The sequence below is a fragment of the Cohnella faecalis genome (assembly GCF_003570905.1).
GTDB lineage: Bacteria > Bacillota > Bacilli > Paenibacillales > Paenibacillaceae > Cohnella > Cohnella faecalis.
In genome coordinates, this window is the sequence record NZ_QXJM01000040.1 from 669,538 (window position 1) to 684,302 (window position 14,765).

Below are 14,765 nucleotides of genomic sequence, written 5' to 3' on the forward strand. Positions count from 1 at the left end.
GGGTCCAGTTCAGATTGTAATGGTCAGTCGGTTCGTGAGATCCGGTACTTTCCGCTCAAATAGAAAGGCCCCTTCCTCCGCGATCGCGGAAGAAGGGGCTGCACTTAAAAAATGTTGTTCCGTCATCTCATCGAAGATCATTTCTATTTTGTCGACTTTCTTGTCGCTCGTAAGTGTGATCTTGCTGATGATGAGATGAAGCAATGTCTTTCGCTGATCGCGATTGGAGTACCTGAGCAAATGCTCGAATCGCCCCAAGAGCGAACGGACGGTTTCGTACGACACGGGTTCGGTGTAGTCGCCGGTCAGCATGTTTGCGATATCGGCTCTCCTGGCGTGCAGTTGGTAAAGATCGGAGTCGAGGTTCTTGATCCTCTCCGTTACGAATAATCGGTCAAAGTCGTCCAGTTCGCAAAGCTCGACGAGCCGATTCTTCTTCGCATTGATCTCCTCGATCCCTGAGCATACTGCTGCTAATTCCTCCTGAAGCGGCCTGACGCTATTTACTTTCCGGTCGTTGATCCCCCTCACGATGCCTCTCAAAATGTGCGGCTTTGCCAGCACCTCCTTGAGTCTCGCGAACAAGTAATCTTCTGCGTCCTGCTTGCGAATGCTGTTCGCCTTACAGACGACAGCGCCGGAACTGCGCATTTTCGAGCAAGAGTAGTAGAAGCGCGTGATAAGGTTGCCGTGCTTGTCCTTGTTGTTGGTCCGGCTGCCGGTCATGGCCGAGCCGCAAACCGGACATCGGAGTAAACCTGTCAAGAGCAGATCTCCGTGAAAACGCTTTTCGGAGACGACAGACTTTTGCTGCCGCAAAAAACGCACCTTATCCCATAATTCCTCGGAGATAATCGGATCGTGCTGACCGTCAGCGATGATTGGATTGGTATTTTTGCCCTTTCGTCGCTTCTTGTTCCAGTCAAGATATTTAAGATAAATGATTTTCCCGACGTAAAAGGCGTTGTCCAGAATGTCACCGACAGCACAAATGGTGAAAGCATTGCCTTTCTTAGTTCTGTGCCCATCGCGGTTCAGAGAATTTGCGATGGAACGGAGCCCACGACCCGAAGCAAACTGCTCAAAGATTCGGCGAACGATTGCCGCCTCTTCTGGGACGACCTCGATTCGTGTATTTCTCTTCCTGCCGCTTAGCGAAAGTATTGCTACTTGGTAGCCGAGTGGCGCTCTCGTATTGTGCTTTCCAGTGCGTGCTCGCTGTTTTAATCCCATTTGAGCGTTTTCCAGGATCGTGTTGCGGTCGAGCTCGCTAAATGCGCCCATCATATGAAGATTGAACACCCCATGTTTCGTTGTTGTATCAACATGGCTTTCCGTTATAGATCGAAAACCGACATCGTGACGGGATAGTTCATCAACAATTTTGAGTAGATCGAGATTGACTCGAGCCATTCGATTGACTTTCCACACAAGTACTTCTTGGAAGAGCCCTTTCTTCGCATCGTTCAGCAGACGTTTAAGTGCAAACCGCTTTTCAATGCTGGTTCCAGTGATTCCACGATCGCAATACACTTCATAGACGACCTTGTTCGTTGCCTCGCAGTATTGGCGAAGGGCTTGTTCCTGTGCGACTATGGAATACCCGAGCTCTGCTTGCTCAGTAGTCGACACGCGGATATATAGTGCTGCGGCAACAGGGCTGTTTGATTCATTTGCGGACAGCATGATTACTCTGATCCTTCTTGGAGGTACAGCTCCAATTCGACAGTGGCTTCCATCATTTGAAAGGCGAATCTGCCGCTAGCAGAGTTTAGATCGAGACGGCTATCGGGGACAGTCAGATCGACGGATGCAGCCCGGAGTTTTTTGGTGATCGTGAGGACGTCAATGGATCGGCGGCTTAAGCGCGACAAGTTATGAACCATGACCTCTTCAAACAAGCCGTTTTCGGCGTCTTCCAGCATCCGCAGAAGGGAAGGGGGATTGAGGCAAAGACCACTGATCCCACGATCCATGTAGATTTGCACCAGGCATTTTCCTTGGTCTACACAAGCTTGTGCTAACGGATTAACTTGATCGGCAATGTTCTTGTTACTTTGGTTGGATCGGATATATAAGGCGACACGTTTCGGATTATTCATGGGCTATTGGCCTCCGTTAAAGTTGGAATTTGTAAATTCAATAATGCGTTAGTGCTATGAATCGTTGCCTGTCGGAAATCACGGTCCTTCGGCAGAGTGATCTTGTCGACCAGAAGACGGAGCAAGCGCTTTTGCTGTTCACCGGGGCTTGTTTCAAGTAATTGACGTAATCGGGAAAGGGCTAGTCGAATTTGATCGGGATTGATTTCGTCTTTTTCGGATGCGACTAGTACGGCTTCCAACCGCTCTTTGGATGCCTGAGCTTCATTGATTTGAAGCTTTACCTCCATTATGGTGGCAGCGAACTCATCTTTCGACAACGCGCCCGATTCGAACGAGCGATACAGTACTTCCTTCTGGCTAGCAAGCTCTTTCAGCAGTACTTCAATTTGTCGAACTTCCTCCAGTGTTGGGCGTGTGTCGCTCTGATGCTTTGCGTTTGTCGCCGCGACAATTGTTTCGAGAGCTTCAGGTGCGGTGAGCAGCATCCGAAGTTGTTCGAAAAACCATTGTTCCACGTTGTCAGCCCGAACGAGGTTGGAGCGACAGACAGCGGAACCCTTGGAGTTATTTGTGCTGCATTGATAATAGTGATTCGTCTTCCGGGTTCCGTCTTTACGCATTTGATTCACGTGCCAGGGAATCATGCTGTATCCGCAGAGTGGACACTTAAGTAGGCCAGCGAGCGGATAGCTTCGTTCAATTTTTCGCAATGGCGGCGCGAAACGTTCGACGAGAAGAGTCTGGACGCGGTTCCAAAGATCGAGATTGATGATCGCCCTATGAGTTCCTTGCGCCCAGCCGATCGCAACATCTCCACCCGTTCGGATGTGCTCGGTCTTGTTGTAACGGACAAGTCCGATATAGTTGTGGTTATTCAATATATTTCTAATCAGTTGCACGCTAAAGGGTTTACCCAGCTTCGTCAGTCGACTGGCGTGGTTCAGTCGGTTAGAGATTGCCTTATACCCTAATTCGCCGGACGCGTACCACTCAAAAATATGGTTAACCAGTTCGGCTTCCTCGGGAACGACTTGAACTTGACCAAGAGTTGTCTCTGGGTCGCGGGTCCATCTGTAGCCAAGAACGGAATTTCCTGCGTTCCAGATGCCACTCTTGCTTCTTTGGTTCATAGCAGCACGAACATTATCCGCAATGTTTGATCGCTCTAACTCTGCCCTAGCCCCATGCATTTGGAGAACGAACTGGCCGATCGGGGTGCCGTCGAAAGGCTCTTTTAAACTGTACAGCATCACCTTGTGGCGGTTAAGGTGTTCCACGATGCCGAGAAGGTCCGTCAAGTTCCGAGCAAGTCGACTGATCCGCCAAATCAAAACCAGATCAAACTTTCCTCGTTCGGCATCAGCCAGCATCCTCTTTAGCTCGGGACGTCCGGCTGCTTTGCTGCCGGAAGCCCCCTGTCGATGTAAGTATCATGAATACCGAGTTTGTTTAATTTGCAGTATTGCTTTAGTTCGTTCAATTGCCCGTCAATGCTAAATCCGTACTTCGCTTGCTCCTCAAGGCTTACCCGAATATAGATTGCAGTGCAGGAGCTTTTGGCTGGAATCATGCGACGGAACGAACCCGGAAGTCGGTCGTGACCAACAGCTCGCTCGTCATTTCAAAGTCGAGTTGCTCTTCCGTCTCCTTCTCCATTATTGCGAGTGTGGCTTCACGAAGTTCGGGGCTGGCTTGTTTGGCCAAGTGCTTCGAGATCATGTCGCTCAAAATGTCGAGAGCGAGTTTACAACGAGCCTCAGCGTCTGGACCTGTCAACATAGGTCTTCACCTTCTGTTTGCGTTCTTGTTTTCTCCGGGCCAACAATTCGCGTTGTTCTTGGACCAAACATTCTTGTGCGGTCACTTCAGTTGAGATTCGCATGTAAATAGCGCCTCGGGAATTTAGAATGTTCTTCATTTACATTACCTCGCTTTATTTTTTCTTCTTTCGATGCTCGATGATTTCAAGGACAAGCTGAGTAGCGGCCATAACAAGAGCGACGATTGCCTTTTTCATTGGCCAACTCAATAATCGTCCGGCAAAAGCATCGTACAGTAGTCACCGCTGTCAATAATCCAGACGGTGACGCCTGAAACGGGCTCTATGATGCCGGAGATTTCGTGTAGCTTTTTGCGTTTCGGTTGCTCCTGCTTCTGTCGAATGCGCTGGTATATCCGGTCACTATCATGGACAATTGACAACGTGAAGACTTGCAGGTAATCAAGCTCCTGCCCCTCGTCCAAGTCCCGATCGATAAGAGACCACAGAATTACTTGAAGTTCAGGTCCGATCATATCGTTGGCACGGCTCGTGACGTATCTTGCGTGTTTAGGGAACAATTACATCAGCCCCCGTTCTTTCAGGGACACGAAGTTTCCGTTTCCGAGTACGATATGGTCCAAGAGCTCAATTCCGATCAACGTGCCGGTATCGCGAAGTCGCTCTGTAAGTTGAATGTCCTCCTGGCTAGGCGTCGGCTCGCCCGAAGGATGGTTATGACAAGCTATAATGGAGGCCGAGTTTGCCAGAATGGCGAGCTTGAACGTCTCTCTTGGATGAACAAGCGATGCGTTCAAAGTACCGAACGAAACCTGATGTAGGGCGGTTGGCTCATTCTTTGTATTTAGACAAAGGATGCAAAACGATTCCCGATCAAATTCGCCGATGAACTGACGAAAGATTTCAGCAGCGTCTTGAGGGGAAGAGATTTTCCTTTGCGGATAAAGAAGAGAAGTTTTTTCCCGAACCATTCGCAGAGAAACGATTTCGATGCGCTTGGCAGTATCCTTTTTGCTCAACGGTAATCACCTCCGACGCTAGCGTTCTCGGCCAGCCAGCATTCCGTTTCCCCATCTAGCGTTCCGGCGAGAATCAAATACTGGACGAAAGCGTCGTTGTCCAGCAAAACGCCAACTCGGTACAGCGTCAAACCGGGAAGCACGATACGTTCAACGTACTCAGGGCCGAAAGGAGATTGCGCTAGCCAGCTGAGAAGAGGATCGTTAGTCTCGCAAAGGTGGATCGGATTCTCGTGTAGGAACTCTTCGTCCCCGCCAAGCTCTTCGCTGTGATCGGATAATAAGTCTGTTACGAACTGTACTAGCAGCTCGGGGAAAACTCTGCTATTCAATGCCCGTAAGTCAGTTTCGCTTTGGATGGTTATCAATGATCTTGACCCCTTTCATGATTGCAGTAGGTGCAAGATCATAATATATTTACAAAAAATACCACAATTCGATTTTAGTCACTTCTCGGCCACCGGGATTATGCGTCGAAGAAGGTATCAAAGTCAGGGCCCCAAACCCCCGTCCCCACCTCCAAAACGGAACATCTTGGTCGGAAGCGTCACGCAATCGCGACCCGCACACTCACACGGATCTATCAACCCTAGACAGGGGGGGGGGGTGAGATTTCTTTTTTCTTTGTGTTCCTTGTTCTGACGCGTTCCCTCGTGGTGTTGGACCAGGGGCTTCAAGGGGGCTGGCCCCCTTCAGGTTTCGTCAAAGAGGTTCCCTGGTTCGGACTTTTGGGTCACGGCGCGGGTTCTTTTGTCGCGCTTTCGGGCTTCGGTCTCGTCCGGAACGGCTACGCTTTCCTTCTTGATCCAAAGCACGGGAACCCTCACGCCTCTGACGGTTTTTCGCCGGATTCTTTTGACCTTCTCAACACCGTTCTCCATGTACGTTTCCGTGGAGAGTGCCCCCTCCACTTCAAGCTGCTTCCAGAGTGCCGCCATCTTGAGCGGGATGTGCTCGTGCTGATTGGCGAGGAAGGAGCTTACTTCGTTGTAAAGGACTGTCGGGAGGAAGTAGTAGTAATCCTTGTCGTGCCAGCCGACATGCTTTCCTGGGAAATCTTTCTCCGATTCGTAAGGGCTATTCAGGCTTCGGACGTAAATCGTCCTGTTTTGCAGCAACTCCGAAACGGTGTCCATAAATTGCGTGGTCGGCATCGACTCCCGGACGCTTTCGCTCTGGCTGTCCGCCAGCGAGAGCAAGATTCTCCAGCCATTCACGAGGCGGTATTTTCTCTCGTCCTCCGTCACGGCACCGATGTAGACGGCGTAGTTCAAGAAGCTTTGCAGGCCCAGAAAGAGCCACGCGATCGTTTCGGCGATCCTCCCATGAGAGCTAGAGGATTCGGCTTCGCTGCGCTTTGCCGCAAAAGTTTCCTTTAATTGTCGTGAGAGGTCATTGTTGGTCATCTGGCGTCCGAGCCAACGAGTGTACCCTAGCATGGCTTCTGCGAGATGAGGAGCGTGCAGCTGAGCTTTTGTAAGCTTCTCTTTGTTCACGTCCTTGGGCAACAGTTCGAGTCCGAGAAGCCGCGCGTTACTGGAATGACCGTAGGGAAGCTGTTCGCCGGTGTCGAGCGCGAGGCCTTTGGGCGCGAAGTCCTGCCGCAGAGTCGCGTCTGCCCTCATCCGGCCCCTTGCGACCCGGTCGCCGTAAGCCCGGATGTGCGACTGGGCCGTCTGCTCCATCTTACGAGCTTCGAGCGGATTCTGCGTTGGATGGAAGTCGTCGATCCAAAGCACGCTGTCCTTGCAGGCGAACGCTCTTCTTTCTAATGAATTAGCTGTATCTCTGTAGCTGGCTGGCGGACTCTTCGCCGTAAAGCGACCGAACAGGCAAAGGAAAAGTGCCGAAATCGTGGACTTCATTGCCCCAGTCTGCCCGTAAAGCCAAACAACGAAAGCAGGTTCGATTTCAATCTTTCTCAGGATCTCGCAGAGAGGTGCCAAGAACATTGTTGCGATTAAAGGATGCGTTACGCGCTCATTCGCGACTTCGAGCAGATCAAAGCATCGTTCGACGGCTGCAATGGGGTCTGGCTCTTCGGACGGAAGAATGTAACGGCTTAGTCGTGAATCCACCTCGACCTGCACGTTGTTGTCATCCGAGCATCCTCCGGCATGGAGGTATTTCCATTCCCCGTCGATGTTGCGAAAGCCTAAGTGAGTGTAGACTACAGTGTTTTTGACGCGGTGCGACAGCAACTGCACGGTGTGGCGCACTCGATCCTTATTGTAGTTGCCCGGAAAAATCGTCGGCCTGAGTCCCCAGCGTATGACCCACTTTGTCGGATCGTGAAAGTCTTGGTGATCTACCCGTAGCGGCGGCAACATGGTATCGTCGTCAAGCAGCACACCGGTGACTACGAAGCAGCGCTCTTGCGTCGCTCCATCGTCGAGGCATACTTCCTCCTCAGGAACAGCCACGAAATTGGCGAAAGGCTTAAACACTTCATCGCCACTCTTGTTAACGTCGACTTGGCCGATCGCTCCGTGCTGTACGCGATAGCGGGTAAACGTCTTAACCAGTTCAGCGATGTCGCCCGTATTCGAAGATTTCTCGGCCTTGAGGAAGGCAACGGGGCTGTTCGTAATCTCGTTTTTCTCGTTTTTTCTGAGTTTTCCGAAGCACCGCTTGATCTGGTCCGCATCGCAGCCAAGCGTGGTGCAGCGGGTCGGACCGAAGTCTTTCTTGGTCATGTTCTCGATCTCGGTACGGCTGTTTTCGTTATGCTTCTTGCTGGAGGCTTCGGAAAAGGCAAGCGCATCCTCGACCGACCCGGCTTTGACGAGCAGGGAGGCAGTATGGAACCACTTGTGCCAGTCACAGCCATCACCATTCTGCAACTCCCAAGCTTCCGAAACTTTGGCGCACTGGTTCCTCAAAATCTCATCTTTTTCGTTTCTATTGCTGCTTGGGCTATTCGAGGTTCGACCAGCACTTGTTTTGCTTTGAGTGGGCTTGTTGTCTAGTTGCTGTTTTATGGATTGGCCCGAACCGTTATTTGATGAAGTATCTGAGTCGTCGAAAAGAACATCCAAAGCCAGAGCGAGCGACATTTTTTGGACCATCCAGTCTGGTGCGGCTGCAAGTTCGATTTCGTCGGGACTATGACCATCAACCCACAAGTAAGTACCGCCATTCTTGTGCCGCGACGGAGGCATGACAGTTTGTTGTCCGTCAATGAGGAAGTTAAGCTCTTGGTGAACTGCACCGGGAAGGGAGTCAGAATACTTCCTCAAAGGCACTCCTTCAGGCGCTAGAAACAGGTAACGATGTCCGCCGCCCGGAGTGGTAAACTCCCAGGTTGCGGGTATTTTACCGCCAGAAATAATCTCAAGCTGCTCACGACCGTAATCGCCGTCAACGTCGATGGCGACAATGCCGCCTCTCACACCCGTCAGAACTCCGACGTTGGCCGCCATGTACTTGTCGAACCATTCAGCAACGATTTTAGGGTCGTTGCTCGCTCGGGCTGTCCAATTGCCGATTAGCGGTGCTTTACCAGACTTGGTACAGTCATGGCGATGTTTCTCGCTCATTCCATGATGATTATATGAGCATAGCGGAATGACGCGAAGTCCCAGCTCAGCGTATCGTTGAGCAGCCTGGTGAATTGTTTTGTATGGGGTCATTAGAAGAATCGCCTCCTAGTTTTAGGTGATTTGGACGGTTCCGCCGGTTAGTCAAGCGGAACCGTTCGGCAGATTATTCTTCTGACTCGACTGTTTCGCTTCCGTCAGCCTCTTCGGTGACGGCTTCTTCGTCCGGTACAGCTTCGACGTTGTCGATGTTGGTGTATACGTTCCCGTTTTTGGTCACGGTTTTAAGCGAGAGAATTACCTCTTGACCGACAAGAGAATCGACGTCAAGCGACTCGCCGCGACCGGGCATACAACCCGTGACTTCCAGCAACTTAAAGTAGGAAGAAGACGGATGACGGTAATCGGGCTTAAGCAGGAAGGTTTCGGTTTGCTCGTAGTCATCCTTATCCGTGACGGTGACAACCAGTTTGAGCAATAGCTTGCCGTTGATTTCAACGACGGTCGCTTCATTGATTTCCGACACGTACTTGTCGTCCTTCAGGAAATCCTGAAGCGGACGTACAAGGGAGAGGGACGAACCAGCATTTACAAGCGGCTGCTCAGCATTTACTTTTGCGGAATTAATTTTTTTAAAAGGCACCATGTATAAAAACCTCCATGAAAATTAGTTTTTAATGATCGATTTGGTTGTAGTAAGATGAAGGAGGATGGTGTTCGTCTAATACCGAAACAATCCCATTCGCATGATTGCCGGGCTTTGTGCCTGGTCTTTTTCTTTTTAGCGCTACTCCCCGAGAGATTCTCTCGTCCGGCCTAGCTCTTCGTCCTCGCTATCCTCAACTTCAGGCGCGCTTGCTTCGGTGAAGTCGGGTTCCTGTTCCTCCGAAGCCGTGTCCGAGCTCTGAGTGATCGGAATAAAAGCCACAGGGACTTTACCATCATTCAGGTAAGTTACCTCGTAAAACGATATGCTGGTCTTCCCATCGAAATTGAGATTGAAGAGGGCCGCAATCGTGTCGACCAACTGGCTGGAGTACACGCACGGCTTTTTGCCAGCTTTTCGCAAAACAAAGGAGGTCCCACCGTCGGGAAGCCCTTGACTGATGGCAATCCCATTTTCATTGACTGACACTTGAATCTCGGTCGGCGACCCGATGTACTCCAAGATGCTCTGCGAAAAGGGCATGCGTTTGCCAAACTTCGAGGTTTTGACGAGCGTAAGCTCACTCGGATCGGCTGCATCCTTGCTTTTATACGCGATATGAAGCGGAGCAAGGTTGTGTAAAATATTTTCTGTTTGCATAAGTGCCCCTTTCTTGGCAAAGGTTATTTGCCATTCCGTTGAAATGTTGTAACTCGTATCCCTGGTTAATATTCGACAACCATGGAGTGAAGCCACTTTGGCTCAGAAATCAATATCACTGTTGTTTTATGCGAATAGTCGGATTTAATCGAACGACCATTCCCACCAGACAGAATCCTGATGCCGGGTACAATCAGCAACTTGGACGCGAGATGGCGAGCCGATTTTTCTCGATCGCATGTCGCAAGTGAACCCCCGATTGAAACAGTACACGAATTTGGTTGCCGGCAACAACTCGGGAATTAGCTGAGCGAAATTTCTCCAACTAGGTAACCTCCCTTCATTTTAGGAATCTAAGATATTCAATTTTCAAGTTACGAAAGCCGCCTGCAAGTAAGGCAATCAGGAAGCTTGTAAGCGACTGCTTTATTAAAATACCAAATGAGAAAAGCACAGAATATAACTGCTGTTTTAAAAACGGATTATTGCAGCTTAAAACGCAAAAAAAATTCAGAGATCCATTATTGGACCTCTGAATTGAAGAATTGGTTAGTGTATTCATCATTTGCTTTTTTTAAATGATCGCCGATTAGGTTGTCCAAAAGATGGACCTCAGGGTCGATCCCGGTTCTAATCTTCTCCAATTTTTCATCGGTGTTGCGCTTGATTTGCTCCCTAACAGCTTCTTCCGAAACTTCTGCACCCTCTTTTTCAAGAATTTCGAGGGCATCAGATTTTTCGTATTCCCCGAGCGCTTCAAATGCCCCTTCCACGAACTCGTCAACTCTTTCTTCGACGATGCGCAAAATCTCAACCCCAACTTTGGCTGGTGAAAGGTAAAAAAGAAACTCAAGTTTTTCTACAAGAATGTGTATACGCTGAACGTGTTGTTGAATTTGTTCAGCTTGCTCAAAGCGTTCGTCCGCTGTGATTTCTTGTTGGAACTCTGAAGGCATCTTGTTGATTTCTTCGATTAGTTTGGTGTGATAATCAAATATCTCGCTGATTCTAACGTTCTCCCATTTCCTGTTTTTGTGCCATAAAGGGCGATGCTTAGATACCGCTAGCAAAGCGGCTAGCAGATGCATCTCCTTTTCGGAGAACGCATATTCAATTGTCTTCTTAGAATTTAGTACCGCTCGGTTTTCATAATCAATATCGAATGACTTGCCAATTTTGAAAACAGCTTCATTAGCTCTTCCCCTGAAAGTTGAACTTTCATTATTCTTAACGTGTCGCGCAATGTCAGTGATTGTTTTGTGTTTCTGTTGTTGCTTCATGAGCTCCTCCTGGTAAAAGATTGGTTCGTTAGGAGATATTATACGCTTATGAAGTTCAACAGCAAAGAACGAGGTAGAGGTGCTATATAATCATTTACATAAAAACCATCACCCGGTAAGGGTGATGGTTCAACTTTTTGAAATAAATCTTCAGAAAAATTCGGGTCAAGCGGATGAATGTGAAACTTGCTTGCAATTATTCAAAATCAACATATTTGAAAAACTCGCCTTTATTGGTTGTAATCATGACAAAGAACGAACCGGACTGTGCGGTCAGAGGATTTCCTTTACTGTCTTTAAAAGAGCTTATAGGAATAGTCAGACTGCCGTCCGGTAATTCAGTCTTGCTTGTCGGCACATATTCGTAATCATTAATCTGTACTTTGGTAATCTCTAAACCGTAGGTGTAGGTACGATCGTTGATTAGCAATCCCTCGTCGCTTAATGTGACGAGTAACAGTTTATTAATGCGCTCTTGGGTTTTTTTGTCCAAAGCCGACCAGTCGATTGAGCCACCTTGCGATTGCTCCTTTTCGATGTCGTACTCTTCGGAGACGCTAAGGAAATTCCCGGCAGCAACAGCATACAACGGCTCCTGCCACGTTGCTCCAAGAGCGTTTGTTAGTTCAATCTGCGTTTTGCCGACCGGGATGCCGTTTACAGTCGCTTTATCGCCCTTTTTCAGATCATTAGATCCTAAATAAAAAATGACGAAGTACGTGCTGTCTTTCCACGACTCAGTGATCTGGCTATACGTTCCGCCAGTGTGACCGATCGCTCCGGTTACGACCTGTCCATTGCTCAACTTAAATTCTTGAACGCTATCGAGTTCAACGGGCGAAAGGCGAACGATTGCACTGTAATAGCTAGAAACTTTCTTCGCGATGTCTTTTGCCGAGACGGTTTTGGCTACTTTCTTAAGCGAAAGCGGAGACCGGTCCTTGGCAAAAAACTCCTTCTGGTATTTAGTGAGGGCCGAAACGCTTTCCGAGTTCAAGTTCAGATCTGCCGAGAAGGATTTCAGTGCATTCTGTAGGTTTTCGATCTCTGGAATACTTTTTGTCGTCAGACTGGCAGTCGTAATGGTGACTGTTTTCGTCTTGTCGTTCCAGCTTGCCTTGACTCCGAGAGCTTGCGCCACTTTCAGAAGCGGAATATGCGTGCTGCTGCTAATGGTCGGATTCGTAACACCAGTGATGACCTTACCGTTAACAATCAGGCGGGCGGCTGAAGTTCGTTTCATTTTCTTGGCCTGCTCGATACCTTTGCCGACAATAACACTGTTGCTTTCCTTATGGAACGTAGACGTGACTCCAAACAATTTGGACGTGTCCTTGAACGGAATGTATAACGTTCCCTTTTGCGTTTTTACATTGACTCCGGTCACGGCTTTTCCATTGACTGTCAGCTTGATTGGTTGGGCTGCGAGAGTCGGTACAGCGAATGTAAGTAACAGTATAACTGCCATTAAAGGTGCGAGTAATTTCCTCATTGAGAATCGTCTCCTTTTGCATGTGTGGATTATCGTTTCTATTCCATAAACAGTTTTTTGGCGATCTTGCCTACTCCGCTGGTTGAAGCTCCGTCAATAACGGCTCCGGTGATGCCCCAACGACCGGGATGGCTTTAGACAGATTGACGACGCCTTTGGTGCCGTACTTGGTAAGCAGCCTGAAACCGACTTTTGGTTGATCTTCTTGATAACTTCGTAAGACAATTGCTTCAGTCCCTGCTCCGCGAACTTTTTGCCGACTTCTATTCCGACATCTTTAAGAATGCTGGTGGCTGCGTTTCCGCATAGACAGGCATAAGCCATGGCGCGTACCTTATCATCCGTTACGTCGTGCCCAGACAGAATCGCGATCGCGGCGATCATCCGAAGCTGGATGTAGAGAACTGACGCAAGGTTTGCCGGAATCGTGACCGGCATGGTCACAATACCACCTAGCCCGGTAATGAACCCGGAAATGGCACTTTTTCCGCTCTGCCATCTTATGAGCGCGTCAATCTGCGCTCCGACATTGTCTCCCTTTTTTCCGTACTCTTCCGCCATCTCATAAGCATCGTTTGTTCCAGGCACCCCACCGGTGATTGCTTTCTCGTACGCCCAATCCAGTGCTTTGCTAATTGCCCCTTGCGTAATCGCCATTAACCTTTTCCTCCCCGAGAGTTCACTATTTCGTTCGGCATTCTTGCACCGTTCGTCAAAAAGTGATTCGCAGCCAAGTTCCCAAATCCTACTTTTAACTTCCAAATGGTTCCTCTGACCTACCATGATTATACAAGACTAATAAGTTCATAAACAACAAAAACTGAACTTATAATAGCCTTCTAGCGAACATTCGCCTTCTCTACCATTAGAGGTAGGAAGAAGGGTGATCGAATGGATGGTCAAGATATAGATTTGAAGGTTTTAGTAGGAAAAAGAGTCCGGCAGTTGAGGAAGATCCAGGGCTGGTCGCAGAGTGAGTTGGCTTTTCGCGCAGACATGCAGGAGAGCTACCTTGCAGGCATGGAAAGAGCTGACCGAAACGTAACCCTCGACTCGCTGGCCCGAGTTCTGACAGCTTTGGGGGTAGAGCCGATTGAGGTTTTTCGGTTCGGAGAATTAGAGATCGGAAAGGGGCTTGAAGGAAAGCAAGCCGCTATAAGGCTGCACGCTGCATTCCTAGACGAACGCAGTCTGGAGGAAGTCGAGCTAATTCGAAGGCTGGCTAAGGATGTCATGGCAACGATTGATTCGCAAAAGAAAAAGCAAGAATGAGAGTGCCCGATTCCCGGAGGAATCGGGACATTTGTTTTATATCGGGTAATACCGATCAAGATATTCCCTGACGGCGGCGTTGAACAGGTTGGCAATCTTGGCGAACTCGCCGCGCTGGTGCAAGTTGTGAACGCGCCGGTACAGCGGCTTCTCAAGGTATGTCGTGATCCGCTCATACCGATCCCCGAAAGGCAGCGACTTTCGCTTGAGCGGGCTGGATGCTGATTTGGGCCCTCCGATTTTGCCAGGATGGCTTGTGGCGGGCCTTTCGACTTCCAGAGCTTCTTGCCAGGTTGCTTGCTGGACTGGTTGCGGGGCGATCTTTTTTGGTCGAAGCTTGGGTCCTGGGGCTACACTTGGCTTGTTGACCGGCTTCGCCTGCCTGGGCTTCGAAGATTCGACAAGGACGTCGATATGATCTTCGTCGCTTGGAAGATTCGTATCCGACGCTAAAGTATCGCTTGAAAAATCTTCTTGTTCGATCGGAAACACTACATTTGTCTCACCCGGGACGTCAGCGGCGATGGAATTGATTGTCTTAAAATCCCTAAATCCTTTTGCGCGTGATAGATCGGATAGTTTAAATGACCTCTCCCTCATGTTTTCCATCTCCCTCGAAAATTTGGGGGATGTACCTGCGTCTACATCAATATCAACTTTTATGTCGACCTCGACGTAGACGTCTACGTCCACCCTAATGTTTTGTTCCCTCGGGAGGGGCGTGTTTTCTGGAAAATGTAAACGACAGAAGTGCTAGTCTAATGTCCAGCATTTCTTCCTCGATGCTGCGTTCGACATTGTTAAGGGCGATCATCAAGCGCCGGGCCGTGGGCAGATGAACCTCTTCATCTAAAGAAAGAAGAAACCGCCAAAAAGCAGCGATTAACTGCTGACAGGTGTCGATCTGACTTAACAGGTCATCCTCTCGTTCGATCAGGGCTGTATGCTTAGCGGTTCGTTCATTATCCATGT

15 protein-coding genes and 1 pseudogene are annotated in these 14,765 nt (G+C 49.2%); 1 reads left to right on the forward strand and 15 read right to left on the reverse strand.

The genetic code is table 11. The features are described 5' to 3' along the window. Window positions 1-9: 9 nt before the first annotated feature. The 13 genes and pseudogenes from D3H35_RS24480 to D3H35_RS24545 all read right to left on the reverse strand — a co-directional run bounded on the left by D3H35_RS24480 (window position 10) and on the right by D3H35_RS24545 (window position 13,178). Entirely contained in the window at window positions 10-1,686 is a 1,677-nt protein-coding gene (locus D3H35_RS24480; protein WP_119151761.1) for a recombinase family protein, read from the reverse strand. 2 nt (window positions 1,687-1,688) lie between these two features. Next, window positions 1,689-2,102: a recombinase family protein gene (locus tag D3H35_RS24485; RefSeq protein ID WP_119151762.1), complete on the reverse strand. Its 414-nt coding sequence runs from the start codon at window positions 2,100-2,102 to the stop codon at window positions 1,689-1,691. After that, window positions 2,099-3,295, reverse strand: a complete 1,197-nt coding sequence (locus D3H35_RS24490) for a recombinase family protein (protein ID WP_411675171.1) — start codon at window positions 3,293-3,295, stop codon at window positions 2,099-2,101. Before D3H35_RS24490 ends, D3H35_RS24485 begins: the two co-directional genes overlap by 4 nt. Next, window positions 3,269-3,675, reverse strand: a pseudogene (locus D3H35_RS35005) (recombinase family protein); the annotation flags it as partial. The gene D3H35_RS24490 and the pseudogene D3H35_RS35005, both read right to left, overlap by 27 nt. Before the next feature lie 455 nt (window positions 3,676-4,130). Further along, window positions 4,131-4,445 carry a DUF960 family protein gene (locus tag D3H35_RS24505; RefSeq protein WP_119151766.1) on the reverse strand — a complete coding sequence of 105 codons (315 nt, stop codon included), beginning with the start codon at window positions 4,443-4,445 and terminating at the stop codon, window positions 4,131-4,133. Further along, window positions 4,446-4,904 (reverse strand): RadC family protein, encoded by a 459-nt coding sequence (radC, locus tag D3H35_RS24510; protein WP_233568124.1) that lies wholly within the window; start codon window positions 4,902-4,904, stop codon window positions 4,446-4,448. Then, on the reverse strand, window positions 4,901-5,236 hold the full coding sequence (locus D3H35_RS24515) for a hypothetical protein (RefSeq protein WP_147355932.1): 336 nt from the start codon (window positions 5,234-5,236) through the stop codon (window positions 4,901-4,903). Before D3H35_RS24515 ends, radC begins: the two co-directional genes overlap by 4 nt. 360 nt (window positions 5,237-5,596) lie before the next feature. Beyond that, window positions 5,597-8,536, reverse strand: coding sequence for a bifunctional DNA primase/polymerase (locus tag D3H35_RS24520; RefSeq protein WP_119151768.1), 2,940 nt, complete (start codon window positions 8,534-8,536; stop codon window positions 5,597-5,599). A gap of 73 nt (window positions 8,537-8,609) precedes the next feature. After that, complete coding sequence (locus D3H35_RS24525; protein ID WP_119151769.1) at window positions 8,610-9,089, reverse strand: hypothetical protein; 480 nt, start codon at window positions 9,087-9,089, stop codon at window positions 8,610-8,612. Window positions 9,090-9,230: 141 nt separating this feature from the next. After that, the gene (locus tag D3H35_RS24530) at window positions 9,231-9,749 is read right to left on the reverse strand and encodes a hypothetical protein (RefSeq protein WP_119151770.1); all 519 of its coding nucleotides are present in this window, start codon (window positions 9,747-9,749) and stop codon (window positions 9,231-9,233) included. Between the two features lie 521 nt (window positions 9,750-10,270). Continuing rightward, entirely contained in the window at window positions 10,271-11,029 is a 759-nt protein-coding gene (locus tag D3H35_RS24535) for a hypothetical protein (protein ID WP_119151771.1), read from the reverse strand. Between the two features lie 196 nt (window positions 11,030-11,225). Further along, entirely contained in the window at window positions 11,226-12,521 is a 1,296-nt protein-coding gene (locus D3H35_RS24540; protein WP_119151772.1) for a copper amine oxidase N-terminal domain-containing protein, read from the reverse strand. Between the two features lie 93 nt (window positions 12,522-12,614). Next, the gene (locus D3H35_RS24545) at window positions 12,615-13,178 is read right to left on the reverse strand and encodes an EcsC family protein (protein WP_233568125.1); all 564 of its coding nucleotides are present in this window, start codon (window positions 13,176-13,178) and stop codon (window positions 12,615-12,617) included. Between the two features lie 234 nt (window positions 13,179-13,412). Here D3H35_RS24545 and D3H35_RS24550 point away from each other — a divergent pair, with 234 nt between their 5' ends. Next, entirely contained in the window at window positions 13,413-13,793 is a 381-nt protein-coding gene (locus D3H35_RS24550; RefSeq protein ID WP_119151773.1) for a helix-turn-helix domain-containing protein, read from the forward strand. Window positions 13,794-13,829: 36 nt separating this feature from the next. On the opposite strand, the gene D3H35_RS24555 is transcribed toward D3H35_RS24550, so the two are convergent. Further along, window positions 13,830-14,486, reverse strand: coding sequence for a hypothetical protein (locus D3H35_RS24555; protein ID WP_119151774.1), 657 nt, complete (start codon window positions 14,484-14,486; stop codon window positions 13,830-13,832). 1 nt (window position 14,487) lies between these two features. After that, window positions 14,488-14,763: a hypothetical protein gene (locus tag D3H35_RS24560; RefSeq protein ID WP_119151775.1), complete on the reverse strand. Its 276-nt coding sequence runs from the start codon at window positions 14,761-14,763 to the stop codon at window positions 14,488-14,490. Window positions 14,764-14,765 lie beyond the last annotated feature (2 nt).

What these genes read in the sequence shown, in the direction of transcription:
- D3H35_RS24530 (WP_119151770.1), bottom strand. Translation starts at nt 9,749, where the DNA reads ATGCAAACAGAAAATATTTTACACAACCTTGCTCCGCTTCATATCGCG.
- D3H35_RS24550 (WP_119151773.1), top strand. Translation starts at nt 13,413, where the DNA reads ATGGATGGTCAAGATATAGATTTGAAGGTTTTAGTAGGAAAAAGAGTC.
- D3H35_RS24485 (WP_119151762.1), bottom strand. Translation starts at nt 2,102, where the DNA reads ATGAATAATCCGAAACGTGTCGCCTTATATATCCGATCCAACCAAAGT.
- D3H35_RS24490 (WP_411675171.1), bottom strand. Translation starts at nt 3,295, where the DNA reads ATGCATGGGGCTAGGGCAGAGTTAGAGCGATCAAACATTGCGGATAAT.
- D3H35_RS24540 (WP_119151772.1), bottom strand. Translation starts at nt 12,521, where the DNA reads ATGAGGAAATTACTCGCACCTTTAATGGCAGTTATACTGTTACTTACA.
- D3H35_RS24520 (WP_119151768.1), bottom strand. Translation starts at nt 8,536, where the DNA reads ATGACCCCATACAAAACAATTCACCAGGCTGCTCAACGATACGCTGAG.
- D3H35_RS24525 (WP_119151769.1), bottom strand. Translation starts at nt 9,089, where the DNA reads ATGGTGCCTTTTAAAAAAATTAATTCCGCAAAAGTAAATGCTGAGCAG.
- D3H35_RS24535 (WP_119151771.1), bottom strand. Translation starts at nt 11,029, where the DNA reads ATGAAGCAACAACAGAAACACAAAACAATCACTGACATTGCGCGACAC.
- D3H35_RS24480 (WP_119151761.1), bottom strand. Translation starts at nt 1,686, where the DNA reads ATGCTGTCCGCAAATGAATCAAACAGCCCTGTTGCCGCAGCACTATAT.
- D3H35_RS24560 (WP_119151775.1), bottom strand. Translation starts at nt 14,763, where the DNA reads ATGGATAATGAACGAACCGCTAAGCATACAGCCCTGATCGAACGAGAG.
- D3H35_RS24545 (WP_233568125.1), bottom strand. Translation starts at nt 13,178, where the DNA reads ATGGCGATTACGCAAGGGGCAATTAGCAAAGCACTGGATTGGGCGTAC.